This window comes from Nocardia sp. NPDC052316 (genome assembly GCF_044547795.1).
GTDB lineage: Bacteria > Actinomycetota > Actinomycetes > Mycobacteriales > Mycobacteriaceae > Nocardia.
Genome location: NZ_JBIUBB010000003.1, coordinates 808135 through 832411 on the forward strand (window position 1 = coordinate 808135; position 24277 = coordinate 832411).

Here is a 24277-nt window from a genome sequence, read left to right on the forward strand (position 1 = left end):
GTCGGTGCGGATCCCGAGAGCCGGTGCGGATCCGAGAGCTAGTGCTTTCGGGGATGGAGCTAGTTCGATTCCTAAGGTGCGGGCTCGATGCGGAGACCCGTTCGCTCGGCTCGGTTTTCGCCCCACTCGTAGAGCGCGGTCAGGGCGGGGACGAGGCTCCAGCCTTCGTCGGTCAGGTCGTATTCGACCTGCGGGGGCACCGTGTCGAAGACGGTGCGGCGGACCAGGCCGTCGGCTTCCAGTTCGCGTAGCTGCTGCACGAGCATCTTCTCGCTGGTGGTCGGCATCGCGCGGCGCAGCGCCCCGTACCGGCGCACGCCCTCCTTGAGATGGGCGAGGATCACCGGCTTCCATTTGCCGCCGATGAGGTCGACCGTCACCTCCACCGCGCAGTGGTAGCGCTTGTCCGGCATCTGCTCGCCTCCGGGTACTCACCAAAAAGTGCGTTCTTGTAACACTGTAATCATCGCGCTTCCATGGACGCGTACGCACTCGCTACCGCAGACATGGAGCTCGAATTCCTATGAAGGTCATCGTTTTCGACCGTTTCAAGCCAGGCGTGACCTTGGCGACCATCAACCCGTACCTGCCCGAGGAGGTCGCCAATGTGTGGCGGCTGTGGAAGGCCGGTATCGTGCGGGAGAATTACGCGCGCGCAGACGAACCCGGCGTGGTGATCGTGTTCGAGGTGGACAGTGTCGAGGAGGCGCAGCGGTATGTCGCCGACTTCCCGCTCACCAAGGCGGGTTACCTGGAGTGGACCTACGTTCCGGTGCAGGCGCCGCTGCCGCTGGAGGCGCTGATGGATCCGAAAGTCGACGTCGCCGAGCCCTACGACCGAACAAAGTAAGGACGCTGCCGTGCGCAATGCCTTCGGCCTCAGCATTCCGCAGACCGTCGCCGACGCCTGCGATCCCCGGCGGATGGCGGTACTGATCTACGACATGCAGGTGGGTATCGTCGGCCAGATTCCCGACGGTGACAAGATCGTGCACGCCTGTGTGCAACTCCGAGATGCCGCGCGCGCCGGTGGTTTTCGTGTGTTCTATACCAGGCACATGTCGCTGCCGATCGCCGCTTCCGGCGTCGCGCAACTGCGGACCGCCATGCAATGGCAGCGGGTGGACGACCCGAACGAGTTGCGCTCCAGCTTCCCGCAGGGTTCGCCGCAGTATCAGCTCATTCCGGAGCTGACACCCGACGCCGACGAGATGGTCTTCGACAAGATCACCATGTCGGCGTTCGCGGCGACACCGCTCGATATCGCGTTGCGCGACTGCGGGATCGACAGCTACGCCGTCGCGGGTATCGCCATGGAGGTCGGGATCGAACCCACGGTTCGGCACAGTCTGGACCTCGGATATCTGCCGATCATGGTCACCGACGCGTGCGGTGCCGGGCATCAGGAGGCGGCCGAAAGGGCTTACGCGACATTGGAGTTCGCGGGCGGCTCGCTTACTACGGACACCGCTGCCCTGATCGAGCTGATGACCCCGCGCTGACTGTCGGCCTGCACCTCGGTGGAGTCGCTCAGTGATCTCGAACGGCGCTCGTAGACCCGGCAATGCGCGAACGGCTTCGGTGGTACCGGCGGCACGATCAGCAGCCGTATCTCCCGAGCAGGTACGGACCGAGGGAATTACGCACTGGTGACCTCTCGGAAGCGGTCGACGAAGGCGCGGATCGCCTGCCGGTCTTCGTCGATCTCAGGGCGGTGGCCGTGCTCAGCTGTCACCCTCACCGTGCTGCCCGCGCGCAAACGCAGCACGTCCAAGCACCAGGGTAGTAAGGGTGCATGCACGCTGCGTCCATTGCAGCTGACGGTGATACGCGAGGTGTAGCCGATCATCGCGACGAGGAGCTCTTCGGCGCTCTCGGTCGTGAGTGGACCTGCGACGCGGAACTCTTCGACGTACATCGGGCCCTCCAGCGTGTCCTTCGCACCCAGTTTATGCGGTCGATCATGAACCGCACGACAACTGCACGGTCGGCACACAGCACCTCCACACGCCCCGCATAGGGTCGGGGCATGCCGAAGTGGTTGGAGCGGATGGTGCTCGGGGTGGGTTGGTGCGCGCTGACGGCGGGAGCCGTCGGGGTCGTGCTGCATTTCGGGGCCTGGCAGCAGCGGTTACTGGTCTTGGTCGCGTCGGGGGCGTCGTACCTGATGGTCGGCGCGCTCGTCGCGCTGGTGTTCTTCCTGATCGCCAGGGGCTGGCGTAGTGCCGGAATAGCCGGGGTGGTGGTGGGAGCGGTGCTGTGGACGCTGGCGCCCGCGTTCCTGCCTGCGGGGCGGGCGGCGAGCGGACCCGAGGTCACGGTGCTGCAATCCAATCTGCTGTTCGGGAAGGCGGACGTCGACGCGGTGGTACGCGCGGTGCGGGACAACCGCGTCGACGTGCTCACCGTGAACGAGCTGACGAACGCCGCCGTCGACCGGCTGGCCGCGGCGGAACTCGGTGCGCTGCTGCCGTATTCGTATCTGCAGCCGACGGCCGACGGTGGCGGCGGCACCGGCATCTACAGTCGATACCCGTTGCGCGACACCAAGAAATACGACGGCTTCATCCTGAACCAGGTGTCGGCGACGATGGACCATCCCGAGCGCGGGCCCATCGCCGTGTTCGCCTTTCACCCGATTCCACCGCCGTTGAACTTCGCGGACTGGCTCGGGGAGATGCGCCGGATCCGCGAAATCCTCGACGCCCAACAGGGACCCGCGATCGTCGGCGCGGACCTCAACGCGACCCGCGATCATGCGGCGTATCGCGAACTGCTGCGCGGCCGCTTCGCCGCCGCGGCCGATCAGGTGGGCGCCGGGCTGCTGCTGACGTTCCCGGACGACCGGCGGTGGGGCCCGATCATCGGCATCGATCACGTCCTGCTCGCCGACGCGACCGCCCAAGAAGTGCGGACGTTCAGCATCCCCGGCTCCGATCACCGCGCCTTGCTGGTGCGCGCTCGGTTGAATTGAGCTCGCGGGCAGCGGCACTGCTGGTCGGGTAACTCTGGGCCGTTCGTTGCCAGGCGCGCGGGGTATTCGCCGATTATCGTGAGAATGCTCGGTGTACCGACAGCTGTACTGCGCCGAGCCCTCGCACGCGTCGGGCGTGCACGGTACTCGGGGAGGCCCGTGAATGATGAGTACACAACGACTGCGGTGCCGTGCGGTCGCCGTGCTCGCGCTGTTCGGCGCGGTACTGGCCGGCTGCGGACAGGGTGTGCAGCTCCCGCCGACCCCGACCACCGCGGCGCCGTCCACCGAAACGGACTGGGAGGTAGCCGGTTCGATGACGGCCACCGGCCCGAACGGCCCACGCAAGGGTGTGCCGGACGCGCCGCTCACCGCGATCAACGGTGACGGCGGCACCTACGACAAGCTCGCGCTCAACTCCCTCGCCGACCTGCGGGAGTTCTGGACCGCGGCGTATCCGGCGAACTTTCCCGGCACCTTCACCCCGGTGTCGGAGTTCTACTCCTGGGACGCGAAGGCCCCTCGGCAGCGGGCGATCCAGTTCTGCGGCGAGAGTACGTATCACGTGGTGAACGCCGCCTATTGCAGCGCCGACCACACCATCGGCTGGGACCGCGGCGTGCTGATGCCCGCGGTGGCGGAGAAGTTCGGCGAGATGGCGGTGGTGATGGTGCTCGCGCACGAATACGGCCACGCCATTCAGCGGCAGGCCAGGCTCGCCGGTCTGCGGACACCGACGCTGGTGCTGGAGCAGCAGGCCGACTGCCTCGCCGGAGTGTTCTTACGCCATGTGGCCGAGGGAGATTCGGCGCACTTCACGTTGAACACCACCGACGGACTCAATGCCGTCCTCGGTGCCACGGTGGCCATCCGAGACCAGGATCCGAGCGATCCCAGCAATGCGCACGGGTCGGCGTTCGAGCGGGTGACGGCCGTGCAGATCGGCTATTCCGATGGCGCGCAGGGATGTAAGACGCTCACCACGCAGCAGATCGCGCAGCGCCGCGGCAAGTTGCCCGTGACGTTCGAGCCGGGCGAGCAGTTCCTGCCGCAGCTTCCGGTGACCGTGCCCTCGTTGCAGAGCGTGAGCCAGGTCCTGGCCAGGATCTTCCCGCTCAGCACGCCGCCGAGGTTCGACTATTCGGGGATTGTGCGCGACTGCTCGAACGCCACTCCTACCGAACCGGTTTCGTACTGTCCGAGCACCAACACGATCGGCACCGCGGTGCCTGCCCTGGCCGGCCACGGTGCGCCGACCAAGGACGGCCTGGATCCGCTCTCGGCGGCGGTGAACGGCGACTACAACGCCTTCGTCATCTTCGTGTCGCGGTATGTCCTTGCGGTGCAACACGATCGCAAGCTCGGCTTGACCGGCCCGGAGACCGCGGGGCTGCGCACCGCCTGCCTGTCCGGTGTGGTGACCACCGCGCTGAGCGAGCCGGGCAGCGACCCGCGGCTGTCCGCCGGTGACCTCGACGAGGCCGTCTCCGAGCTGCTCAGCGAGGGGCGCACCGCCAGCGACGTGAACGGCAAGGTGGTGCCGAGCGGTTATCAACGCGTGGAGGCGTTCCGCACGGGGGTGCTGGAAGGGGAGAAGGCCTGCTTGTCGCGCTACAAGTAAGCGCCACACCGGCAGCGATCGCGGCGCGGCGAGGTGGTCGCCGCCGCGAACTTGCCCGAGCGCGCGAATCTTATTCGCCGGTGACGTGCGCTTTCAGCCAGTCCACCACGTCGCCGAGCACCTTGTCCTTCTCGGGTTCGTTGAAGATCTCGTGGTAGAGGCCGTCGTAGCGGATCACGGTGAGATCCGTCGAGCCCGCGCCCTGCTCGATCAGATCGGTGCTGGACGGGGCGGCGAGCGCGTCCGCGGTGCCGTGCAGCGCCAGTACCGGCACGGTGAGCTTCGGCAGCCGCTCTTTGACGAGGAAGGTGGTGTTCAAGATTTCGGCGGCGGTGCGGGCGGGCAGCTTGCCGCGATACACCAGCGGGTCGTTGTCGTAGGCGCGGACAACCTCGGGGTCGCGGCTGATCTGCGACGAATCCAGGGTGAGCACACCGAGATTCGGGGTCAATCGGGTCAATACCGGGGCGAGGGCGCGTTGGGCGGCGTTGCCCGCCGAGATGTCCAGCGGCGGTGCGGAAACCACGATGCCCGCGACATCGATCGGCCTGCGGGTGGCCAGGTGCAGCACGATGAGGCTGCCCATCGAGTGGCCGATCAGGAAGCGGGGGACGCCGGGGTGTTCGCGGGTCGCGATGTCCAGCATGGCGGCCACGTTGTCGGCGGCGCCGTCCAGCGAGCCGATATTGGCCTTGCCGCCCGCTGACTTGCCGTGGCCGATGTGGTCGAGCGCGTAGACGGCGAACTCGGCGGCGGCGAGGCGCTGACCGACGTGGGTATAGCGGCCGGAGTGCTCGGCGACACCGTGCACGAGGACGATCACGCCGCGTGCGGGGGTGTCGGGGAGCCAGGCGCGCCAGGCGACGCCGCTGCCGGTGCCGTCGAATCGGCCGGTCCGGGTGTGCGGCTGCGGGTCGCCGGGAGTCGTCGGCTGCGCGGTGTTGTCAGCCGTCTGCGGGTCGGTGCCGGCCTGCGGTTCGGCGTCGCCACTGGCCTTCGGCTCGGTCGTCATGCATCGGCTCCTTGGGTCTACGGCGCGGTGGCCGACGGCTGCGCGAACTGCGCGATCAGCCGCCGGTTGAACTCGATGAGTCGAGCGTAGTTGACCAGGGAGAGGCGCTCGTCGGTTCCGTGGATCGATGCGATATCGCGCTCGCCGAGCACGATCGGGGCGAAGTTGCAGCGGGTGCCCGCGAGGTCGTGGTAGTGCCGCGAGTCGGTGGCGCCGGGCACGATGCCGGTGGTGACGACGACGCCGGGGACGATGGCCCGCGCGATGTCGGCGATCATCTCGAACGCAGGACCCGGCGCGGCGTGCACCGTCGGCTCGGACGCCATGCCCTCCGCCTCGATCCGAACACCTTTGTCGCGCACCACCTTCCGGCAATGCGCCAGCACCGACTCGACCGAATCGCCGGGCAGGATGCGGAAATTGACGAAGGCCTCGGCATGCTGGGGCAGCACGTTCGCCTTCACGCCGCCCCGGATCACCGTGGGGGCGGTGGTGGTGCGCACCATCGCCTCGGTCTGCGGCCGCATCGCCATCACCCGGGTGATCAGCGGTGCGGCGATACCGGCCAGGCCGAGCAGCCTGCTGCGTGACGCGGGCATCGCCTGCCGCAGCCTGGCCAGCATGTCGGCGGTCACCGGCGTCATCCGCAACGGCATCGGGTGATCCTGAATGCGGCTCACCGCGCGCGCGATCCGGCCGACCGCGGTCTGCTTGCCCGGCATGGACGAATGCCCGCCGACCTCGCTGACCGACAATTGCACTGTCGCATAACCCTTCTCGCCGAGCATGATGCTGGCGACCGGACGCTCCACTCCCTCGGCGACGCCCTCGGTGATCATGCCGCCTTCGTCGAGCAGCAGGTCGGCCCGCACGCCGGCCCGGCGAAGGTGCTCCGCCATGTGCATCGCGCCGGTGTCGCCGAACACCTCCTCGTCGTGGCCGAAAGCCAGGAATACGGTGTGCCGCGGGCGAACTCCCGCCGCCAGCGCCGACTCGACCGCCTCCAGGATCGCCAGCAGCCTGCTCTTGTCGTCGATCGCGCCACGGCCCCAGATGAATTCGTCATCGACCACGCCCGCGAACGGGGGATGGGTCCAGCGCTGCGGGTCGTCCACCGGCACCACATCCTGGTGCGCGAGCAGGATCGCGCAGACCCGCTCCGGCTCGACGCCGGGCCACCGGTAGAGCCTGCTGTGGCCGAATCGCCGCAGCTCGAGCTCGGCGTGGACCCGCGGAAAAGATTGCTCGAGGTGTGCGGAGAGTTGCGCGAAAGCCGCATCGTCGACGTGGTTCGGATCGTCGGTGGACACGGTGGCGCACCGTATTGCGGCGGCAAGGCGCTCTGCGGTGCGGTGGTCGACGGGGTCCGTCATCGGGCACCGGTGCGGTTCGGCAAATTCATGGACACCGTCGCATTGTTCAGCATGGCGGGGGCGAGCGGGATGGTCTTCTCGTTTCGCCACTTCACGATGCCCTCGGTCACGCCGCCGACGAGGTCCGGCGTGCGGGTCCCGGTCAGCAAGGGGAGCTCGATGCGCGCCTCGGTGACGGTGACCGGGGCGAACGCGGGCGTGTGCGACCAGACGTCGTCGACGACATCGGTGACGCGCACGCCGATCCGGTGGCCCGCCGGGATCGGCCAATCCTGGGCCAGCAGAAGGACTTCGGCGGTGCCGTCGCCGACGGGCGCGATGCCGCGGGTGATGACGGTGGCCTGGTTGTCGGGGGCGATGTCGTAGAGCTCAACGGCGACGGTGGCATCGGCCGGTCCGTCTACCCGCAGGGACGCCGACGGCAGGCCGGACAGGTGCTGGGCCTGGGCCAAAGGTTCGGACACGGACCAGAATTCGCGATCAGGGCCGGGCAGCAGGCCGCGGTCGGTGTAGCCGCCGGGGCGCAGCTCGACCGGTACCCGGGCGGCATCGGCGGGCGGCCACGCGGTTTCGGCGCGCCAGTTACCGTCGAACTGGCCCACCGTGATCCGGGGGCCGGGCACCGGCACCTCGCGGCCCGCGACGTGCTTGTCGAAGAAGGCGAGCAGCTCGGTATCGAAATGCGGTGTGCCGCACTTGTCGTGGCAGGTGCGGTGGCCCCACTGGCCGAACCACGCCTTGTGCGCACCGGGGCCGAGGCCGTTCCACAGGTCGAACACGCGGTACGCGCGGGTGTTGTAGTCGACGAAGCCCTGGCCGAGGAACAGCGGAATCGTATTGCCGCGCAACGGGCCGACCAGATCGCGGTCGCGCCAGAAGGGGGAGTTGCCGTCGTGGTTGGTCATCTCGGCCAGGTACTGCTGGTAGCACTGCACCGGCAGTTGCGCCGCGGCGGCCTGGTATTCGGGTAGATCCTCCGGGCGGGCCGGGGTCGACGCGATCAGCAGGTGCTCCAGCCCCGCGAGATCGGCTGGGCGCACGCCGTTCTCGGTGATCGGCTTGCCCGAGAACTTCCACGAGATGCCCTGCATGTACAGGTACGAGTACGGGTCGACGACCGGCTCGAACGACGCGACCGCCGCCAGGCCCTTCGGCTTCGTCGCCAACCCCATCAACCCGGTCCACCCCTCGTAGGAGACGCCGAACATGCCCACCTTGCCGGTGGACCACGGTTGGTTCGCGGCCCACTCCACCGCGGTCGCGACGTCGGATCGCTCGCCGGGGCCGCCGAAGTCCGGACAGCCGGACGAGCCGCCGAAACCACGCAGATCGACGACGACATAGGTGTAGCCGGCGCGCAGGAACATGTCCGCCTGCAGGTTGTCGGTGGACGGGCCGCCGCGCAGCCGGGGTTCACTCAGATACGCCAGGTGAGCGCGGTACGGGCTGACCGTGAGGACAACCGGGGTGCGCACGTCGTCGGCGATACCCGCCGGACGCAGAATGTCCGCGTGCAACCGAGTGCCGTCCGGCGCATCGATGAACGCCTGCCGCCACTGGAACGGCTCCGAAAGCGGCTCGGCCGCCGCCGTCACCGGCGTGGTCACAGCCAACAGCAGTAACAGCCCACACAGGGCCCGCACCAGGACCGTTCGTTCGCTCACCATAGGACTATCGAGTGTGCCCGGACGACCGTCCAGCCCCTGGAACCGGGGTGGTCTGTCGGTAGGTGTTGCCAGCCCGCCGGGCGGGCGCCATGCCGTGTTCACTCCGGGCCGCCAGCATGGGCGGTATGCCGGAGGCCGCGGATATGCAGGGCAGTGAGCCTGTGGATGTGGCTGCGGTGGGAACTATCTCACTCGCACTGTTCGCGGCGTTGCTGTTCGCGGTGTCGGCGGCGTTGCAGCAGGGGGCGGCACGGCAGGCAGCCACCGAAGCCGGGCACGGCCGGTTTCTGGTGCTCGTGGGGATTGCTCGTCGGTTGGTCACCGATCGGCGGTGGCTGGCGGGGCAGGGTGCGAATGTGGCGGGGTTCGTGGTGCACGCGGTGGCGCTGCGGGTCGGGGCGATCGCGGTGGTGCAGGCGCTGCTGGTGGTGCAACTGCTGTTCGCGTTGCCGTTCGCCGCGGCGCGGCGCAGGCGGGCGCTGCTCGGGCGGGATTGGGCGGGGACCGCTTTCGTGTGTGCGGGGTTGATCCTGCTGGTGGGGCAGAGCGCGCCGGGGCATGCGGCGGTGCGGCCCGAGTTGCTGCCCGGGGTCGGTGCGGGTGTGTTCGCGGGGATCATCGGGTTGGTCGCCGTGTCGCGGCTGACGAACTCGACGCAGTTGCGGTCGGCGTTGGTCGCGGTGGCGGCGGGTTGCTGCTTCTCGACGACGGCGGTGCTGGTGGTGATCGCGACCACGGTGCTGCCTGATCCGAGTTGGGCGCTGCTGGGGATTCCGGTGTCCACCGTCCTCGGCGGGTTGCTCACGCAGGAGGCATATGCCCGAGGATCGCTGCCCACCGCGCTCACCGCTATGACGATCACTGATCCGGTGCTCAGTTACGCGGCAGGTCTGACTCTGTTCGCGGTGACTGTTCAACCGCGGCCGGTGTTATTGGTTCTCGCGGCCGTGCTGGTGATCACCGGGATCGCGTTGCTCGCGAACTCACCCACGTTGCATGACGAACTGGACCCGTCGCTGTCGGATCAGCCGGTGTACGAGCGGGTTCCATAACTTGAAGTTCGGTGTGGCGGTCGGGATCCGGCTCACAACCCTGCTGCGATTCGAGAAGGACGAGCCCGGAACCACGGGACATGGTCGCGGGTCTACTCGGGCTTTGCCGCCGTTGTGTTCCCTCGATCACGGTTTGTGGTCAGGCTGAGCGGGCGGGCGATTCGTAGTCTGCGTACAGGGCGAGCATGCTTGTGACCGTGGCCGACCAAGGGAAGCGTTCGGCCGCCAGGCGGGCGGCGTGTCGGCGCTGCGGGGCGGGGACCGTCAGGAGTTGCCGGACGCCATCGGCCAAGCCTTGCGGCGTGCCGTCGGAGACGATGCCGGAACCGGGGGCGTCGACGAGTTCGCGTGCCGCGCCTGCGTCGGGGACTACGACGGGGGTGCCGCAGGCGAGCGATTCCAGCACCGCGAGCCCGAAAGTCTCAGCGGGGGAGGGGAATACCGCGATGTCGGCGTTGGCGACCATGGTCGCCATGGTGGCGCGGTCGGTGAGGTGGCCGTGGAAGACCACCGGTAGTCCGAGGGCCAGGCGCTCGAGGCGGGGCCGTAGCGGGCCGTCGCCGATGACCGCGAGTTCACAGTGCAGACCGGACTCGACCAGTACCCGCACCGCCTCGATCGCGCGTTCGGCCCGCTTCTCCTTGGACAGCCTGCTCACCAACACCAGGCGTACCGGATCGCCTGCGGCCCAGGGTTTTTCGGTAGGGCGGAAGGTGGTCAGGTCGACGCCGAGCGGGACGCGACGCACATTGGTTGCCCCGATCCGGGCGAACTCCGCCGTCGCGAAACTCGACGTGACCACCACTTTTTCCGCCCGCACACACAGGCGGCGATTGGCCAGGTCGGCGGCCGTGGCCAACGGGAAACCGGGTGGCACACGCGTGCGCAGGATGGCGTCGATACGTTCGTGCGAGAACAGCACCAACGGCACGCCGACACCGCGCGCCCACGGAGCAAGCCAACGCACACTCAGTTTGTCGCTGCACTCCAGCACATCCGGCCGCAACCCATCGAGGATCGCCCGCGTCCGCCGCGCGGTCAGCACGTGATAGCCGCCCGCCCCGAACTTGGGACTGTGCACGGTGATTCGCCGCCCCGACGCCGTCGACTCGTCACCGTCCGCCGGCCCCGGAACCACCAGCACGCGGTCGTGCCCCGCCGCGAGATAACCCCGGCCGATCTCATCGAGGCAGGTGCGCAGTCCTCCGGAGGCGGGGGTGTAGAAGTTGGCGATCTGCACGATGCGCATCAGCTGTCTGCCGCTCTGACCAAGTCGGCGTAGGTGGTTGCGCGAGTGCCCGCGTGCAGGGCGGCGTCGATGGCACGCAACGTGGCGTCACGCAGGCCGGGGCGGTGCAGGTCGTCCGGGTGCAGGGCAAGGCGCACCAGTCCGCCGTTGGCCGCGTTGCGGCGGGCCATGGCGACCAGCATGGTGGCGCCGAAGCGTTCGGACCAGCCGCCGCCGGGGCGGTGTGAGAGGGCGAAACCGCGGTGGCGGCGACCGGTTCGCAGGTCCTTCGCGCCGAAGTGGTCCGTGGTGTGCGAGAAGCCCGCCGCGCGTAGCGCTTGCTCCGCCGCGGGTGCGGCGAGCCAGCCGGGCGGGGTGAAACCCGTTGTCGAAAGCCCGGATTCGGCCATTACCGCCTTGGCCTTCCGCAGCTTGGCTGCCGCCTCATCCGCGGAGAGCGCGGCGAATTCGGCCGCACCGCGCGCCACCGCACGGCCCAGCGCCCGCCGCGGCCACCCACCCTCTGGCCCGGCCCGATGCGACCACCCGTGCACCATGATCTCGTCCCCACCCGCCCGCCGTTCCCGCAGAAAACCCGCGTAATCCGGCCGCTCGGCCAACGCCGCACCCCGCCACGGCCCAGGAATAACCAACAGCGACACCGGAATCCCGAACCCATCGGCATCGGCACACCACCGCGCCGTCTCCGCCGCACTAGCAGGCGCGACGTCATGAACGCTCACCACCAACCGCGCACACACGCACCGCAAACTAACACCGCCCGGTAGCCACCAGCTGAACAGCAAACCGCCGAAACTAGACGGATCAGCACCCCGTCCAACGAGCCACCGCGAAGCACTCACCCGCGATGCACCGCCACCATGCTTTGCTCGGAGAACACCTCGGTCTAGCTGCGCGTCGAGCGGGACACCATGGCGGGGACTTCGCGTTGTGATCTCCGATGCCTGCGCCGCGGCGCGAGCGGATCGGCTCGCGGTGAGTCGTGCGTGGTCTACCGGTGCGGGTGTGTGGTGACCGGCGGTCTCGCTCTGTCCGCCGATCCTCGCGCACTTCCGAGGTTCACCCCTGGCGGTTATATTCCCTATTGGCTATATTGCCCATGTGGCATCAACGTTCGAGGCACTGGCCGAACCGCACCGCCGACAGATCCTGGATCTGCTGCGGGAGCGGGAGCGGCTGGTAGGCGACCTGGTCGCGGAACTGCGGCTGGCGCAGCCGACAGTCTCCAAACATCTGAAGGTGTTGCGCGGCGCGGGACTGGTCGCGGTGCGCCAGGACGCCCAGCGGCGGTGGTACCGGCTGCGGCCCGAGTCCCTGGCCGAGGTCGAGGCATGGCTCGCGCCGTATCGGCGGATGTGGGAAGCCAGTTTCGATGTCCTCGAGCGCCACCTCGACGCGATGCCCGACGATCCCGCCCTGCGGAAAGGATGATGATGACCGGCCCCCGCGCTCAACTGCACACCATCGATGGCGCCCCCACCCTGCGGATGGAACGCAGGTTCGCGCACCCACCCGAGAAGGTGTGGCGCGCGGTGAGTGATCCACGTGAGATGGCAGCGTGGTTCCCGGCGAGCGTCACCGCCGAGGTCCGGCCCGGCGCGGCGATGCGGTTCACCTTCGCCGACGCGCCGGAGACCATCGACAGCACGTCCGAAGGTGAAGTGCTGGAAGTGGATCCGCCGAAGGTTTTCATGTTCCGCTGGAACCGGGACGTGCTGCGCTTCGAACTCCTGCCTGACGGCGAGGGTACGTTGCTGGTCTTCACCCACGTGCTCGGCGGCGGCGCCGAGGGCAGGCGCGGCGCCGCGCGGTCCGCGGTCGGTTGGGACCAGTGCCTGGCCGCCCTCGCCGCCGCCCTGGACGGCACCGCGCCCGACGTGGACGAGGGTCGCCGGCTCGCCGACCTCGAGGACTACATCGCTGCTTTCGGTCTCGACTCAGGCTCCTGCGAGACCACCGCCGACGGGTACGTACTGCGTTTCGTCCGCGACATGATGTGGCAGCCGGTGGAGAAGCTGTGGTCGTTGCTGGTCGAGGACGGCGCGCCCGTCGTTGGCGGGCCCGCGCCGCTGCGCGCGAGCAATCAGCACGTCGAGGCGGGCCCGCGCACTGTGGTCGAGTCGCCCACCGCCATGGCTTACCAGTGGCACCACGGCGGTCGCGCTGTGGGCACGGTCCGTTTCCAGTTCCACGCCGATCCCGACCTCGGCGTCCACGTCGAGCTGACCCAGACCGTCCCGCGGCAACTCGCCTCGGCCCGTGCGGAACTGCTCGCCGCCTGGCACGTTCACCTCGAACTCTTCTTCGCCGCGTCGCAGGGTGAGGTGCGCTGCCCCTGGCCGGTGGGCCGGGTGGCCGAGCTGACCGCCCGCTACGCCGCGGAACTCGACTCGGCGTAAGCGAAATCCTTTCCGTCAGCGGCACGGACGCGGACCGGAGTCGGGCCCGCCGTCCGAACTCGCTGCCGCAGCGAAATGGCTCGTACCAGCGAACAATGGGCCATTCGCTTCGGCTATGAACGTCGCGAAGTATCAGGGGGTACAACAAGATTCACGTGGTGTCTCAGGCGGGGCGGCGTATGATCGGGCCAGTGCGAGCGCCCGGGGGAAGAATGAACGAGCCGGTGACCGCGGACTGGGAGCAGTTCGTGCAAGCACTGGCGCTGTGTCTGTCTGAGCTACCTTCGCGGGCAACGTTGATCATCGCGGCGCCCGGAAATCGGTACGTCCAATTCATGCAGTACGACATCAAATTGTCCGCCGAGCTGGCGGGTGATCATTATCTGGCACAGCCCATTCCGGACGCCGCCGCACAGGAATTACGCGAGCTCGGCTGGAACGAACCGATGCTGCGCCGCGAGGTCGACAACTGGACAAGGACCATGTTCTGGCCGATCTCCCCGCGCAGCCTGGTCGAGTTCGCCCGCTCCGTGGCCATCGGCTTCCGCGATGCGCTCGGTGTGGCGACGCCGGTCGAATTGCGGGCGATGGGGTGGACCGAGGCGTCCGGTGATCTGGATCTCACCGTGCTCGGATCGATGGCCAGGCGCGGTTGGAATTGACGCCGACGCGACGGTAATGGACGCCGCCGAGGCGGGCGTGGCAGAACCCGCACGACGTGGGCACTATCCTGAGTGGCATGGCAGCAGGTAAGCCCACCAAAGAAGCGAAGGCCGCGGCGAAAGCGGCCCGCAAGCAGCAGTCGAAAGAGCGCAGGCAGCAGCTCTGGCAGGCGTTCCAGATGCAGCGCAAGGACGACAAGCTGCTGCTGCCGCTGATGATCGGCGCGCTGCTCGGCATCACCGCTGTCTTCCTGGTCATCGGCCTGATTTTCGGTCTGACCTGGTTCCTCGTCCCGCTCGGCGTGGTACTCGGCGCGCTGGCCGCGTTCATCATCTTCGGCCGGCGGGTGCAGAAGAGCGTCTACGGCAAAGCCGAGGGCCAAGCGGGTGCCGCGGCCTGGGTGCTGGACAACCTGCAGGGCAAGTGGCGGGTGTCCAACGGCATCGCCGCGACCACCCAGCTCGACGCGGTGCACCGGGTGATCGGGCTGCCCGGCGTGGTGCTGGTCGCCGAGGGCTCCCCGCAGCGGGTGAAATCGCTGCTCGCGCAGGAGAAGAAGCGCACCGCCCGGCTGATCGGCGACACCCCGATCTACGACATCGTCATCGGCAACGACGAAGGCCAGGTGCCGCTGAAGGAACTGCAGCGCTACCTGACCAAGCTGCCCCGCAACATCGACACCAAGCGCATGGACCTCATCGAGGGCAGGTTGACCGCCCTCAGCTCGCGCACCGGCCCGGCGCTGCCCAAGGGCCCGATGCCCGCCGGCGCCAAGATGCGCGGCGTCCAGCGCACCATTCGCAGGCGCTGACCTCGTACGCAAAGGCCCGCATCCCAGTCGGATGCGGGCCTTTCGCATGCGTGGACGTTTCATGATCAGGAGGAACTGGTGCTGTTCGCCTCTCGACGGATGCCGGCATCAGTTCCCCTTGATCTTGGTCAAGCCTTGACGAGCCGGGCGATGCGGTCGTCGGCGAGGGCTTGGTAGACCAGCGGGTGCCGAGTACTGCGCGATCTCAGCGCGAGTGGACGAGCGCAGTGCCGGTCGCACGATCGTGCATGCCACGCCCATCGGCGTCGGTGAACAGCGCGGGCACCACGAATACCAGCAGCGCCTGCCTGGCCAGCGCGCGAACGAAACCCACGGTCACCGGCGCGTCGATCCGCACGGTCCGCAACCGCAGGAAGTACTGACCGGGCGTGAACCCGAACATCGTCACGGCGGCGACCCCGATGACGAACCAGACCAGCAGCGTCAGGCTGGACGCCGAACTGCCGCGCACGATCAGCGCCGCGATGCCGAGCGCGATCAACCAATCCACGAACAGCGCGGCGATCCGGCGAGCCATCCCGGACAGCGAACCCGCACCGGACTTCGGCAGCCCGAGGTGTTCGCCGGGGAACTCGGGGTTTGCCTGATCGCCGGAGCCCTCCGAAGGGCCGGAGAGCCACGATCCCGTCATGCGTGCCATGCCCCCACAATATGCGGGACCGACCGGCCGCCCGGCACCGCATAAGGGGAGTTCACGTCAGCGCGTCTCGGCGCGGATGGCAGGATTAGCATGCTGTTCGAGCCCGGGTGGGCCTAGTCACCCGGCCAGCCGTACGTGTAACACTGGCGAAACACGAACTTGACCGCCGGGAAACACCGCGTCCATACCGTCTGGACGCGACGAACCCACGCAATCGACACTCGCTGGGAACCGATCCGTAAGGAGAACAAGTGACGTTCAGCACGGCCGACGAGGTCATCAAATATCTCGCTGACGAAGAAGTCGAGTACGTCGACATCCGGTTCAGCGATCTTCCCGGTGTGCAGCAGCACTTCTCGATCCCGGCGAAGGCCTTCACGACCGACCTCGCCGAGGAAGGGCTAGCGTTCGACGGCTCCTCCGTCCGTGGCTTCCAGTCGATCGACGAGTCGGACATGCTGCTGCTGCCCGACTTCAGCACCGCGCGCCTGGACCCGTTCCGCGCCGCCAAGACGCTGAACCTCAACTTCTTCGTGCACGACCCGTTCACCCGCGAGGCCTACAGCCGCGACCCGCGCAACATCGCGCGTAAGGCCGAGGAGTACCTGCGCTCGACCGGTATCGCCGACACCGCGTACTTCGGCGCCGAGGCCGAGTTCTACATCTTCGACTCGATCCGCTACGGCTCGCAGATGAACAGCTCGTTCTACGAGATCGACTCGATCTCCGGTTCCTGGAACACCGGCGTGAAGACGAACCTGGACGGCTCCCCGAACCTCGGTTACAAGGTTCGCAACAAGGGCGGTTACTTCCCGGTCGCGCCGTACGACCACTACGTCGACCTGCGCGACAAGATCTCGACCAACCTGCAGAACGCGGGCTTCGAGCTCGAGCGTGGCCACCACGAGGTCGGCACCGCCGGTCAGGCCGAGATCAACTACAAGTTCGGCACGCTGCTCGGTGCGGCCGACGACCTGCAGCTGTTCAAGTACATCGTGAAGAACACCGCGTGGCAGGAGGGCAAGTCCGTCACGTTCATGCCGAAGCCGCTCTTCGGTGACAACGGCTCGGGCATGCACGTGCACCAGTCGCTGTGGAAGGACGGCAAGCCGCTGTTCCACGACGAGGCGGGCTACGGCGGCCTCTCGGATCTGGCGCGTCACTACATCGGCGGCATCCTGCACCACGCCCCGTCGCTGCTGGCGTTCACCAACCCGACCGTGAACTCCTACCACCGTCTGGTCCCGGGCTACGAGGCGCCGATCAACCTGGTGTACTCGCAGCGCAACCGGTCCGCCGCCGTGCGTATCCCGGTCACCGGCAACAACCCGAAGGCCAAGCGCATCGAGTTCCGCGCGCCGGACTCCTCGGGCAACCCGTACCTGGCCTTCGCCGCCATGATGATGGCGGGCCTGGACGGCATCAAGAACAAGATCGAGCCGCTGGCCCCGGTCGACAAGGACCTCTACGAGCTCCCGCCGGAGGAGGCCAAGAACATCCCGCAGGCCCCCACCAGCCTGGCCACGGTCATCGACCGCCTCGAGCAGGATCACGACTACCTGACCGAGGGCAACGTCTTCACCGACGACCTGATCGAGACCTGGATCAGCATCAAGCGCGAGCAGGAAATCGCCCCGGTGAACCTGCGCCCGCACCCCTACGAGTTCGAGCTGTACTACGACGTGTAAGTCGTTCGTACGTCGAGTCGTTCGGCAACGGCCCATCCGCGATCCGCGGGTGGGCCGTTGCCCGTTTCCGGGCGGAACCTTATTCGCTTCGGCGACGGGATCGCGGCTAGCGGGGGACGATCGGGTTGAGGTGGTAGCGCTCGATGACATCATCGAGCCAGTCGGGGTGTCCGTAGGTCAATCCATATCGGGTGGCCAGCGCGGTGAAGGACTCGGACGTGGCGGTTGCGTCGGCGATGAGGGCCGCAAGATCGCGGAAATAGGTTTCGAAACCACCCGGAATGATGATCTCGATAATGCGACCGGGCACGTCACTCGCGTTCCACATCGCGTGCATCTCGCCACGCGGCTTGATGATGTACCCGCCGGCATCGAGCACGACCTCGGTGTCGTCGGAGCGAAACCCGATCCGCCCCTCCAACACAATCGAGTACTCGTCCTCCCGGCTGTGCATGTGCGGCGGCGTGATCGTGCCGACGTCGAACGGATGCTCCACGATCGACATCACCCCATTGGTGTGGTGACCGTAAAGCTTGTACGTGGCACCGAAGCCCGGAATATGAACGGTTTCACCCTCGCCGGGCAGCACGGCCACCAACGCGGGAATATCGAGGTTATCCACCCCGCCGACCATACGCATCGGGTCCGACAGGCTTGCTCGCCGAGTCCTGCTGGAACAGTTGAGAATTGGGTACAGCGGGTGCGGTTGTACGCGCAACGGCTCCGACGGCCGGCGACGGCGCGGCACTCGGTCTGCGACCCCTGCGGTAGTCGGTCCGGCGCCGGACATTGCTTCGGCTGGAGCGGGGCATTGAGGTTTCCTACTTCAATTGATAATATCAAGCAATGAGCAGCGAGCCCGAACATCGGATCGGCAAAGGTCCCGCGACGCGGGTCAGTCTGTCATTGCCGGAAGGCACCGCCGAGGCGATCCGCCGCCGGGTCGGCAAACGGGAGTTCTCCTCGTTCGTCACCTCGGCCGTCGAGCGCGAACTTCGTGGGATGTTGCTCGACGAGTACATCGCAGACCACGAACGGCGCAATGGTCCGCTGCCCGAGGCGGAACGGCAACGTGCCAGGGATTTGTTCGACAGCGCACTCGGTGAGTCGGACCAGTGGCACACGGCAAGCTGAATCGACCCGCCCGGCGCTCCACCACGCTGCATCAGGGGACGTTGGTTCTGGACTGCGATGGGTTGTCGCGCCTCGTCGAGGATTCCGTGTCGGTGGTCGCGATCGTCGCCGAAGCGCGTTCGCGCGGAATGGAAGTCGTGATCAGTGCGCTCACCATCATCGAGGCGACGCACCGCAAGACCGACCGAGCACGACTGGCGTGGTTGTTGTCCGCGCTCCGGATCGAACAGGTCGATGATGCGTCGGCGAAGGCGGCTTCGGCGCTGCTGATCGCGACGGGGTTGCATGGACACAAGTACGCGATCGACGCCGTTGTCGCAGAAATGGCTCGGCGGCAGCAGGTTCCGGTGGTCGTGCTCACCAGCGACGCCGATGACATGCGGAAGTTGTGTGGTGGGTCCGTGCGGTTGATCGGGATTTAGGCGGGGCTACGGGACGCGACGACCCATGAGGTAGGTGGCTTCGACGGAGCGGTCGTCGCCGAGGATCATTTGGGCGAACAGGCGTTCTTGGAAGGTGCGGGCGCGGGTGGTGCGGTGGGCGAGGGTGGGGGTGGCGGTCCAGTTGAGGACGAGGAAGTCGGCTTCCTTGCCCGGGCGGAAGTTGCCGATGTGGTCGTCGAGGTGCAGGGCTTCGGCGCCGCCGAGGGTGGCCAGGTAGAAGCCGCGGAGGGCGGACAGGCTGGTGCGTGAGTGGGGAGGTTTAGTCGACTCTTTGAGCATGATCACCTTGTAGGCCTCATTGAGGGTGCGCAGCATCGAATAGCTGGTTCCGGCACCGCAATCGGTGCCGAGTCCCACTCGGACGCCCGCGTCGCGGGCGGCGGCGAAGTCGAAGAGGCCGCTGCCGAGGAACAGGTTGGAGGTGGGGCAGAAGGCGATGGCGGCGCCGGTGTCGGCCAGCCGGGATCGGTCCTGATCGTCTATGTGAATGCAGTGGCCGAAGATGGATCGCGGGCCGAGCATGCCCGCTTGGTCGTACACATCCAGGTACGAGCGGGCATCGGTGAAACGAGCCAGCACGCTCGCAGTCTCCGGGCGACTCTCCGCGGCATGGGTTTGCAACGCCACATCGGGGAAGTCGCGCAGCAGCCGACCGGCCATGGCCAGCTGTTCAGCCGAGGACGACGGCGCGAAGCGTGGGGTGATCGCGTAGGTCAGCCGGTCCGTCCGGTGCCAGCGGGCGATCAACTGCCTGGTCTCGTCCTCGGCCTGCGGCACACCGGCATCGGCGAGGAAGTCGGGCGCGTCGGGTTGCTTGTCCATGAGGACTTTGCCGCACGTCATCCGCATGCCGCGCCGCCGCGCCTGCGCGAAGAACGCGTCCACCGAGGTCGGATGCACGGTGGGGTACACACTGGCGGTGGTGGTCCCGCAGGCCAGCAATGTGTCGAGGAACAGGCCCGCTATCCGGTCGGCATAGTCGGCATCCGCGAACTTGCGCTCGGTCGGAAAAACATACTCCTGCAGCCAATCTTCGAGTCGCGCACCGAAACTCGCGATCATGTCGTACTGGCTGTAATGGATGTGGGTATCCACGAAACCCGGAACGATCAGCTTGCCTCGGTGATCGACGACCGCGCCGCGATGCTGGTCCGGCAACGCCGACCAGTCGCCCACCCAACGCACCCTGCCGTCGATACCGACCGCGAGTGCCCCGTCCTCGAACAACTCCCACGCGTCGGGATCGTCGTCGGCCCCGGGATCCCGGAGAAAGTGCAGCACGGTGCCGCGATAGACGGCAGGCAGATTGTCTTCAGCCATGCCTCGACGCTATCGACCCGCAACCGTCGTAACCAACGCTCTGGTGGCGGTGTGTCGCGGGCTGGAGAGGTGCTGCCCTCACCGCCACCCGGTGTGCGATGCCGTGCACACGGGTTCCGGCGCACGACGCCGGCTGCTGGCCGCACCGCGGCTCGCCGAACTCGCACAGGGCTTGCAGCGCCGTGCGTTCTCGTGCTGCGTGAAATTGCCGGTCGTTCTGTGCTTGGACGGCGAATTCGTACACATCGGCCGACGCGAGTGGTCCCGTTCGGCCATGAAGGTCGTTGTACGCGCGTTGCCGCCTTGCCCCGCGCAGGTCTCGCCGGCGCCTGAGAACTTGCCGGGAGTTTCACCACCGAGCCTCGAACGAAAACAAATTGTCGCGCAATTCGATTCGACATAACCTGCGTCAGGGTCATGGAGTAGTTCAGTTGGTAGAACGCCCACAACGAATGGGACGGTCGCGGGTTCGAACCCCGCCCTCCATGGCCCTTTTCAACCCGAAAATGTCGAGCAATCGCTCCTCATATTGATCATCGACCACCGTAATCACGTGCGGATGGTAGGCGCATCTCGCGCGGAATCCAGCGCGAATCTCGTTGACTGCCAGCTGGGTCCCGCTGAGCGGGGCAGATGCGGCGGGATGCGAGCGAACGCCGATACGCGAGTGAAACACGTTCTACTGTCCCGCGCCATGAAGGTTTCATTTATTTCTTTGATTACCGCCGCCCTGGCGACCTTTGCCGTGACGATGACCGCCGCTCCACCGCTGGCGACCGCCCAGCCCGAGGCGGAGTCGGTGGTCGCCGCCGCACGGATCGATCTGCAGGGTGCGGTGAATGTTCGTGATATCGGCGGATACCGGACCTACGACGGGGAGAAGGTGAAGCCGGGCAAAGCTATTCGGGGCGACTCGCTGGAGAAGCTCACCGCGGCGGATGTGCAGAAGTTGGCGGGCCTGCAGGTGCAGACCGTGATCGATCTGCGTACGCCGGGCGAGGTGCAATTCGCCGGTGCGGACAAGCCGATCCCCGGCGCTCGGCAGGTGGCGCGGCCGATCGACGACACCGGGCTGTTCCAGCAGATGCTGGCGGTGATCCAGACCCGCGATCCGCAGAAGCAGGAGGAGGCGCTCGGCAACGGCAAGGCCGAGCAGATCATGCTGAACATGTACACCACGTTCATCAGCCGCCAGGAGTCCAGGGCCGCGTTCGGGCAGACGATCAAGGACCTGGCCAACACCGACCGGGCCACGCTGTACCACTGCACGGCGGGTAAGGACCGCACCGGCTGGCTGACCTACGTGCTGTTGCGTGCCGTAGGCGTGCCGGAAGGCACTGCGCGGCAAGACTATCTGCTGTCCAACCAGTACCGCGCCGCCGCGGACGCCGCGCTGCGCCAGCAGGTGAAGCAGGCGGGCCTGATGCAGAACCCCGACCTGCTGATCCCGCTGCAGGAAGTCCGGGACGCGTACCTCAACGCCGCGGTCGAGAAGATGCGGCAGGACTACGGCGACCTCGGCAAGTATCTGACCCAGGGGCTCGGCCTGGACGGCGGCACCATCTTGAAACTGCGCAGGAACCTGGTCACCTAGTCGACGAAAGATGTTCGGGCCCATCCACTATCCGTGGGTGGGCCCGAATGTCGTTGTCGGACTACTTTTTCGCCTGCTCGCGCATCGCGGCGGCGAGTTGGTTCGGCATCGTTTCGTGCCGCGTGTAGGACCGGGTGAAGTCGCCGGTGCCGTGCGAGAGCGAGCGCAGATCGATGGCGTACCGACTGAGTTCGAGCTCCGGTACCTCGGCATGGATTCGGGTGCGCCCGGTGCCGTGCGGTTCGGTGCCGAGGACGCGGCCGCGGCGACCGGAGAGGTCGCTCAGCACCGGACCGACATAGTCGTCGGCGACCAGCACCCAGACCTCGGCGATCGGTTCCAGCAGCGCGACACCGGCGCTGGCGGCGGCCTCGCGCAACGCGAGCGCGCCTGCGGTCTGGAATGCGGCATCGGAGGAGTCGACCGAGTGCGCCTTGCCGTCGAAGAGCGTGACCCGCACATCGACCAGCGGATATCCGGCGGCCACCCCGCGCGCCGCCTGTGCGCGCACGCCCTTCTCCACCGACGGAATGAACTGGCGCGGAACAACTCCGCCGACCACCCGGTCCACGAACTCGATGCCGGAACCACCCGGCAGCGGCTCGACCTCGATCTCGCATACCGCGTACTGACCGTGCCCGCCGGACTGCTTCACGTGCCTGCCACGCCCGTTCGCCTTGCCCGCGAACGTTTCTCGCAGTGCGACCCGATGCTCGACCACGTCGACCTGCACGCCGAACCTGGTTCGTAATCGCTCCAGCGCGACATCGCGGTGCGCCTCACCGAGGCACCACAGCACCAGCTGATGGGTGTTCGCATTGTGTTCGAGCCGCACGGCCGGATCCTCGGCGGCCAGCCGGGTCAGACTCTGCGACAGCTTGTCCTCGTCGGCCTTGCTGTGCGCGGTAATCGCGATGGGCAGCAAGGGATCCGGCATCTGCCACGGCTCGATCAACAGCGGTTTGTCGGTACCCGAGAGCGTATCGCCGGTTTCCGCGCGGCTCAGTTTGGTGACGTAGGCGATGTCGCCCGCGATGGCCTGGCCGAGCGGGCGCTGCCCCTTGCCGAACGGTGCGGAGATCGCGCCGACCCGCTCGTCGACGTCGTGGCTCTCGTGGCCGCGCTCCTCCAGGCCGTGGCCGCAGACGTGCACCGTGTCGTCGGCGCGCAGCGTCCCGGAGAATACGCGGACCAGCGACACCCGCCCGACGTACGGGTCGGAGGCGGTGCGGATCACCTCGGCCGCGAGCGCGCCGTTCGGATCGCAGTCGAGTTGGCGCCTGGTGTTGCCGCCGAGCGCGGTGACGGCAGAGACGATGTGTTCCGACGGAGTCGGGAAGCCGCCGGTGATCAGGTCGAGCAGTTCGACGGTGCCCAGCCCCTGCTTGGCGCCCTCCGGGGCGGGCGCGCCGAACAGCACCGGATGAAAACTGCCCCTGGCCACGGCCCGTTCCAGGTCGGTGACGAGCGTCGCGAGGTCGATCTCCGCGCCGCTCAGATACCGTTCCATCAGTGTTTCGTCTTCGCTCTCGGCGATGATGCCCTCGATGAGCCGGTTGCGCGCCTGCGCCAGCATCGCCGACTGCTCGGCTGTCGGCTCGGTCTCCACCCGCTCGCCGGAGGAGTAGTCGACCACGCAGTTCGGCAGCAGCTCGATCAGCCCGGTGACCGGGCGGTGGCCGTCCGCGCTTCGCGGGCCGTACACCGGAAGATGCAGGGGGAGAATGTTTTCCGACGCGCCGCCGCCGAGCACGGTGCGGCAGGTCTCGGTCATCTCGTCGAAGTCGGCCCGCGCGGTGTCCAGGTGGGAGAGCACGATCGCGCGCGGCATGCCGACCGCCGCGCACTCTTCCCACAGCGCGCGGGTCGCACCGCTGACACCTTCGGAGCCCTCGGCGGCCGAGATGACGAACAGTGCCGCGTCGGCCGCGCGCAGGCCCGCTCGCAATTCACCGACGAAATCCGCGTATCCGGGTGTGTCGATCAGGTTGATCTTCATGCCCGACCAGGCCAGCGGCACCACCGACAACTGCACCGAGCGGTGCTGCCGATGCTCGATCTCGTCGTAGTCCGACAGCGACGTGCCGTCCTCGACCCGACCCGCCCGATTCACCATCCCCGTGGTCAACGCCATCGCCTCGACCAATGTGGTCTTCCCGGATCCGCTGTGCCCGGCCAGCACCACATTTCGAATCTGATCCGGCCGCTCGGCCGTAACTACTCTGCCGTTGCCCCCTGCGGCTCCACTCGCCTTGTCCACTGTGCGTCTCGCTTCCTGGCGCCCCGACACCTGCGGTCCTTCGAGCTTCCCACCGGCAGTCGCCGCGCGTCCCCGGATCGGGAGATCCGGTGCCACGGACTGCTCGGTCCGTACCTGGGGCGTTGGCGACTGTGCCTTTGTCGGCAGGCCGCTGCGACGCTGCCGCCACGCCGATGTGAGTTGGCCGGCGGGTGATGCGAGTTGGCGGACGGGGCGGTGTCAGGCGACGTACGGGGGCCGCCACGTCGATGCAGCTTCGCCAACGGGCGGTGCGAGCTCACCGACGGGGGTGATACGAGGGCGCCGCCACGCCGATGCTGCCTCGCCGACGGGCCGATGCGAGTTCGCAGGCAGCC

24 protein-coding genes and 1 tRNA gene are annotated in these 24277 nt (G+C 67.5%); 14 read left to right on the plus strand and 11 right to left on the minus strand.

Features of this window, described 5'->3' with window-relative positions:
- Positions 1–71: 71 nt before the first annotated feature.
- A complete protein-coding gene (locus tag ACIHA7_RS16475) occupies positions 72–413 on the minus strand; it encodes a winged helix-turn-helix transcriptional regulator (RefSeq protein WP_397290104.1) in 342 nt (113 codons plus the stop codon).
- Positions 414–523: 110 nt separating this feature from the next.
- On the opposite strand from ACIHA7_RS16475, the gene ACIHA7_RS16480 reads away from it, so the two are divergent.
- Both ACIHA7_RS16480 and ACIHA7_RS16485 read left to right on the plus strand, forming a co-directional pair.
- Entirely contained in the window at positions 524–850 is a 327-nt protein-coding gene (locus tag ACIHA7_RS16480) for a hypothetical protein (RefSeq protein WP_397137629.1), read from the plus strand.
- Between the two features lie 10 nt (positions 851–860).
- The gene (locus ACIHA7_RS16485; protein WP_397290106.1) at positions 861–1502 is read left to right on the plus strand and encodes a cysteine hydrolase; all 642 of its coding nucleotides are present in this window, start codon (positions 861–863) and stop codon (positions 1500–1502) included.
- A 137-nt stretch (positions 1503–1639) separates the two neighbouring features.
- Here the strand turns inward: ACIHA7_RS16485 and ACIHA7_RS16490 are convergent, their stop codons facing one another.
- On the minus strand, positions 1640–1918 hold the full coding sequence (locus ACIHA7_RS16490) for a hypothetical protein (protein WP_397290108.1): 279 nt from the start codon (positions 1916–1918) through the stop codon (positions 1640–1642).
- A 111-nt stretch (positions 1919–2029) separates the two neighbouring features.
- On the opposite strand from ACIHA7_RS16490, the gene ACIHA7_RS16495 reads away from it, so the two are divergent.
- Both ACIHA7_RS16495 and ACIHA7_RS16500 read left to right on the plus strand, forming a co-directional pair.
- Positions 2030–2974 (plus strand): endonuclease/exonuclease/phosphatase family protein, encoded by a 945-nt coding sequence (locus tag ACIHA7_RS16495; RefSeq protein ID WP_397290110.1) that lies wholly within the window; start codon positions 2030–2032, stop codon positions 2972–2974.
- 166 nt (positions 2975–3140) lie between these two features.
- Positions 3141–4595, plus strand: a complete 1455-nt coding sequence (locus ACIHA7_RS16500) for a metallopeptidase (protein ID WP_397290112.1) — start codon at positions 3141–3143, stop codon at positions 4593–4595.
- Between the two features lie 70 nt (positions 4596–4665).
- Here ACIHA7_RS16500 and ACIHA7_RS16505 read toward each other — a convergent pair whose 3' ends face one another.
- The 3 genes from ACIHA7_RS16505 to ACIHA7_RS16515 are packed head-to-tail and all read right to left on the minus strand — an operon-like array spanning position 4666 to position 8647.
- Positions 4666–5607 (minus strand): lysophospholipase, encoded by a 942-nt coding sequence (locus ACIHA7_RS16505; RefSeq protein WP_397290114.1) that lies wholly within the window; start codon positions 5605–5607, stop codon positions 4666–4668.
- Positions 5608–5624: 17 nt separating this feature from the next.
- Entirely contained in the window at positions 5625–6917 is a 1293-nt protein-coding gene (locus ACIHA7_RS16510) for a M20/M25/M40 family metallo-hydrolase (protein WP_397290116.1), read from the minus strand.
- Between the two features lie 59 nt (positions 6918–6976).
- Positions 6977–8647, minus strand: coding sequence for a CocE/NonD family hydrolase (locus ACIHA7_RS16515; protein WP_397290118.1), 1671 nt, complete (start codon positions 8645–8647; stop codon positions 6977–6979).
- Positions 8648–8823: 176 nt separating this feature from the next.
- Here ACIHA7_RS16515 and ACIHA7_RS16520 point away from each other — a divergent pair, with 176 nt between their 5' ends.
- Positions 8824–9699 (plus strand): DMT family transporter, encoded by an 876-nt coding sequence (locus ACIHA7_RS16520; RefSeq protein ID WP_397290120.1) that lies wholly within the window; start codon positions 8824–8826, stop codon positions 9697–9699.
- Between the two features lie 139 nt (positions 9700–9838).
- Here ACIHA7_RS16520 and ACIHA7_RS16525 read toward each other — a convergent pair whose 3' ends face one another.
- Positions 9839–10948 (minus strand): glycosyltransferase, encoded by a 1110-nt coding sequence (locus ACIHA7_RS16525; RefSeq protein ID WP_397290122.1) that lies wholly within the window; start codon positions 10946–10948, stop codon positions 9839–9841.
- Positions 10948–11670, minus strand: a complete 723-nt coding sequence (locus ACIHA7_RS16530; RefSeq protein WP_397290124.1) for a DUF2334 domain-containing protein — start codon at positions 11668–11670, stop codon at positions 10948–10950. The genes ACIHA7_RS16525 and ACIHA7_RS16530 overlap by 1 nt, the downstream gene beginning before the upstream one ends.
- A gap of 379 nt (positions 11671–12049) precedes the next feature.
- Here ACIHA7_RS16530 and ACIHA7_RS16535 point away from each other — a divergent pair, with 379 nt between their 5' ends.
- The 4 genes from ACIHA7_RS16535 (at position 12050) to ACIHA7_RS16550 (ending at position 14821) form a co-directional block, all read left to right on the plus strand.
- Complete coding sequence (locus ACIHA7_RS16535; RefSeq protein ID WP_397290126.1) at positions 12050–12379, plus strand: ArsR/SmtB family transcription factor; 330 nt, start codon at positions 12050–12052, stop codon at positions 12377–12379.
- Between the two features lie 2 nt (positions 12380–12381).
- The gene (locus ACIHA7_RS16540) at positions 12382–13347 is read left to right on the plus strand and encodes an SRPBCC domain-containing protein (protein WP_397290129.1); all 966 of its coding nucleotides are present in this window, start codon (positions 12382–12384) and stop codon (positions 13345–13347) included.
- A gap of 212 nt (positions 13348–13559) precedes the next feature.
- The gene (locus ACIHA7_RS16545; protein WP_397290131.1) at positions 13560–14009 is read left to right on the plus strand and encodes a TY-Chap domain-containing protein; all 450 of its coding nucleotides are present in this window, start codon (positions 13560–13562) and stop codon (positions 14007–14009) included.
- Between the two features lie 77 nt (positions 14010–14086).
- Entirely contained in the window at positions 14087–14821 is a 735-nt protein-coding gene (locus tag ACIHA7_RS16550; protein WP_135235807.1) for a DUF4191 domain-containing protein, read from the plus strand.
- Positions 14822–15026: 205 nt separating this feature from the next.
- On the opposite strand, the gene ACIHA7_RS16555 is transcribed toward ACIHA7_RS16550, so the two are convergent.
- The gene (locus ACIHA7_RS16555; RefSeq protein ID WP_397290134.1) at positions 15027–15482 is read right to left on the minus strand and encodes an RDD family protein; all 456 of its coding nucleotides are present in this window, start codon (positions 15480–15482) and stop codon (positions 15027–15029) included.
- A 251-nt stretch (positions 15483–15733) separates the two neighbouring features.
- Between ACIHA7_RS16555 and glnA the strand changes: the two genes are divergently transcribed.
- Complete coding sequence (gene glnA / locus ACIHA7_RS16560; RefSeq protein WP_107655077.1) at positions 15734–17170, plus strand: type I glutamate--ammonia ligase; 1437 nt, start codon at positions 15734–15736, stop codon at positions 17168–17170.
- A gap of 106 nt (positions 17171–17276) precedes the next feature.
- On the opposite strand, the gene ACIHA7_RS16565 is transcribed toward glnA, so the two are convergent.
- Complete coding sequence (locus ACIHA7_RS16565; protein ID WP_397290136.1) at positions 17277–17792, minus strand: cupin domain-containing protein; 516 nt, start codon at positions 17790–17792, stop codon at positions 17277–17279.
- Positions 17793–18016: 224 nt separating this feature from the next.
- Here ACIHA7_RS16565 and ACIHA7_RS16570 point away from each other — a divergent pair, with 224 nt between their 5' ends.
- Both ACIHA7_RS16570 and ACIHA7_RS16575 read left to right on the plus strand, forming a co-directional pair.
- Positions 18017–18304 carry a hypothetical protein gene (locus tag ACIHA7_RS16570; protein WP_397290138.1) on the plus strand — a complete coding sequence of 96 codons (288 nt, stop codon included), beginning with the start codon at positions 18017–18019 and terminating at the stop codon, positions 18302–18304.
- Positions 18286–18726 carry a DNA-binding protein gene (locus tag ACIHA7_RS16575; RefSeq protein ID WP_397290140.1) on the plus strand — a complete coding sequence of 147 codons (441 nt, stop codon included), beginning with the start codon at positions 18286–18288 and terminating at the stop codon, positions 18724–18726. Before ACIHA7_RS16570 ends, ACIHA7_RS16575 begins: the two co-directional genes overlap by 19 nt.
- Before the next feature lie 6 nt (positions 18727–18732).
- Here the strand turns inward: ACIHA7_RS16575 and guaD are convergent, their stop codons facing one another.
- Entirely contained in the window at positions 18733–20067 is a 1335-nt protein-coding gene (gene guaD / locus ACIHA7_RS16580; protein ID WP_397290142.1) for a guanine deaminase, read from the minus strand.
- 416 nt (positions 20068–20483) lie between these two features.
- On the opposite strand from guaD, the gene ACIHA7_RS16585 reads away from it, so the two are divergent.
- Together ACIHA7_RS16585 and ACIHA7_RS16590 are read left to right on the plus strand one after the other, a co-directional pair.
- Positions 20484–20556: transfer RNA gene (locus ACIHA7_RS16585), tRNA-Arg, on the plus strand.
- Positions 20557–20761: 205 nt separating this feature from the next.
- Positions 20762–21661 carry a tyrosine-protein phosphatase gene (locus tag ACIHA7_RS16590; protein ID WP_397290144.1) on the plus strand — a complete coding sequence of 300 codons (900 nt, stop codon included), beginning with the start codon at positions 20762–20764 and terminating at the stop codon, positions 21659–21661.
- A 61-nt stretch (positions 21662–21722) separates the two neighbouring features.
- On the opposite strand, the gene ACIHA7_RS16595 is transcribed toward ACIHA7_RS16590, so the two are convergent.
- Positions 21723–23921, minus strand: coding sequence for an elongation factor G-like protein EF-G2 (locus ACIHA7_RS16595; RefSeq protein WP_397290146.1), 2199 nt, complete (start codon positions 23919–23921; stop codon positions 21723–21725).
- Positions 23922–24277: the final 356 nt, after the last annotated feature.

Excerpts from the sequence above, each read along its gene's own strand:
- ACIHA7_RS16590 (WP_397290144.1), top strand. The coding sequence starts at position 20,762 with ATGAAGGTTTCATTTATTTCTTTGATTACCGCCGCCCTGGCGACCTTT.
- ACIHA7_RS16495 (WP_397290110.1), top strand. The coding sequence starts at position 2,030 with ATGCCGAAGTGGTTGGAGCGGATGGTGCTCGGGGTGGGTTGGTGCGCG.
- ACIHA7_RS16500 (WP_397290112.1), top strand. The coding sequence starts at position 3,141 with ATGAGTACACAACGACTGCGGTGCCGTGCGGTCGCCGTGCTCGCGCTG.
- ACIHA7_RS16570 (WP_397290138.1), top strand. The coding sequence starts at position 18,017 with ATGAGCAGCGAGCCCGAACATCGGATCGGCAAAGGTCCCGCGACGCGG.
- ACIHA7_RS16475 (WP_397290104.1), bottom strand. The coding sequence starts at position 413 with ATGCCGGACAAGCGCTACCACTGCGCGGTGGAGGTGACGGTCGACCTC.
- guaD (WP_397290142.1), bottom strand. The coding sequence starts at position 20,067 with ATGGCTGAAGACAATCTGCCTGCCGTCTATCGCGGCACCGTGCTGCAC.
- ACIHA7_RS16505 (WP_397290114.1), bottom strand. The coding sequence starts at position 5,607 with ATGACGACCGAGCCGAAGGCCAGTGGCGACGCCGAACCGCAGGCCGGC.
- ACIHA7_RS16545 (WP_397290131.1), top strand. The coding sequence starts at position 13,560 with ATGAACGAGCCGGTGACCGCGGACTGGGAGCAGTTCGTGCAAGCACTG.
- ACIHA7_RS16490 (WP_397290108.1), bottom strand. The coding sequence starts at position 1,918 with ATGTACGTCGAAGAGTTCCGCGTCGCAGGTCCACTCACGACCGAGAGC.
- ACIHA7_RS16555 (WP_397290134.1), bottom strand. The coding sequence starts at position 15,482 with ATGGCACGCATGACGGGATCGTGGCTCTCCGGCCCTTCGGAGGGCTCC.
- ACIHA7_RS16550 (WP_135235807.1), top strand. The coding sequence starts at position 14,087 with ATGGCAGCAGGTAAGCCCACCAAAGAAGCGAAGGCCGCGGCGAAAGCG.
- ACIHA7_RS16525 (WP_397290122.1), bottom strand. The coding sequence starts at position 10,948 with ATGCGCATCGTGCAGATCGCCAACTTCTACACCCCCGCCTCCGGAGGA.
- ACIHA7_RS16480 (WP_397137629.1), top strand. The coding sequence starts at position 524 with ATGAAGGTCATCGTTTTCGACCGTTTCAAGCCAGGCGTGACCTTGGCG.
- ACIHA7_RS16515 (WP_397290118.1), bottom strand. The coding sequence starts at position 8,647 with ATGGTGAGCGAACGAACGGTCCTGGTGCGGGCCCTGTGTGGGCTGTTA.
- ACIHA7_RS16540 (WP_397290129.1), top strand. The coding sequence starts at position 12,382 with ATGACCGGCCCCCGCGCTCAACTGCACACCATCGATGGCGCCCCCACC.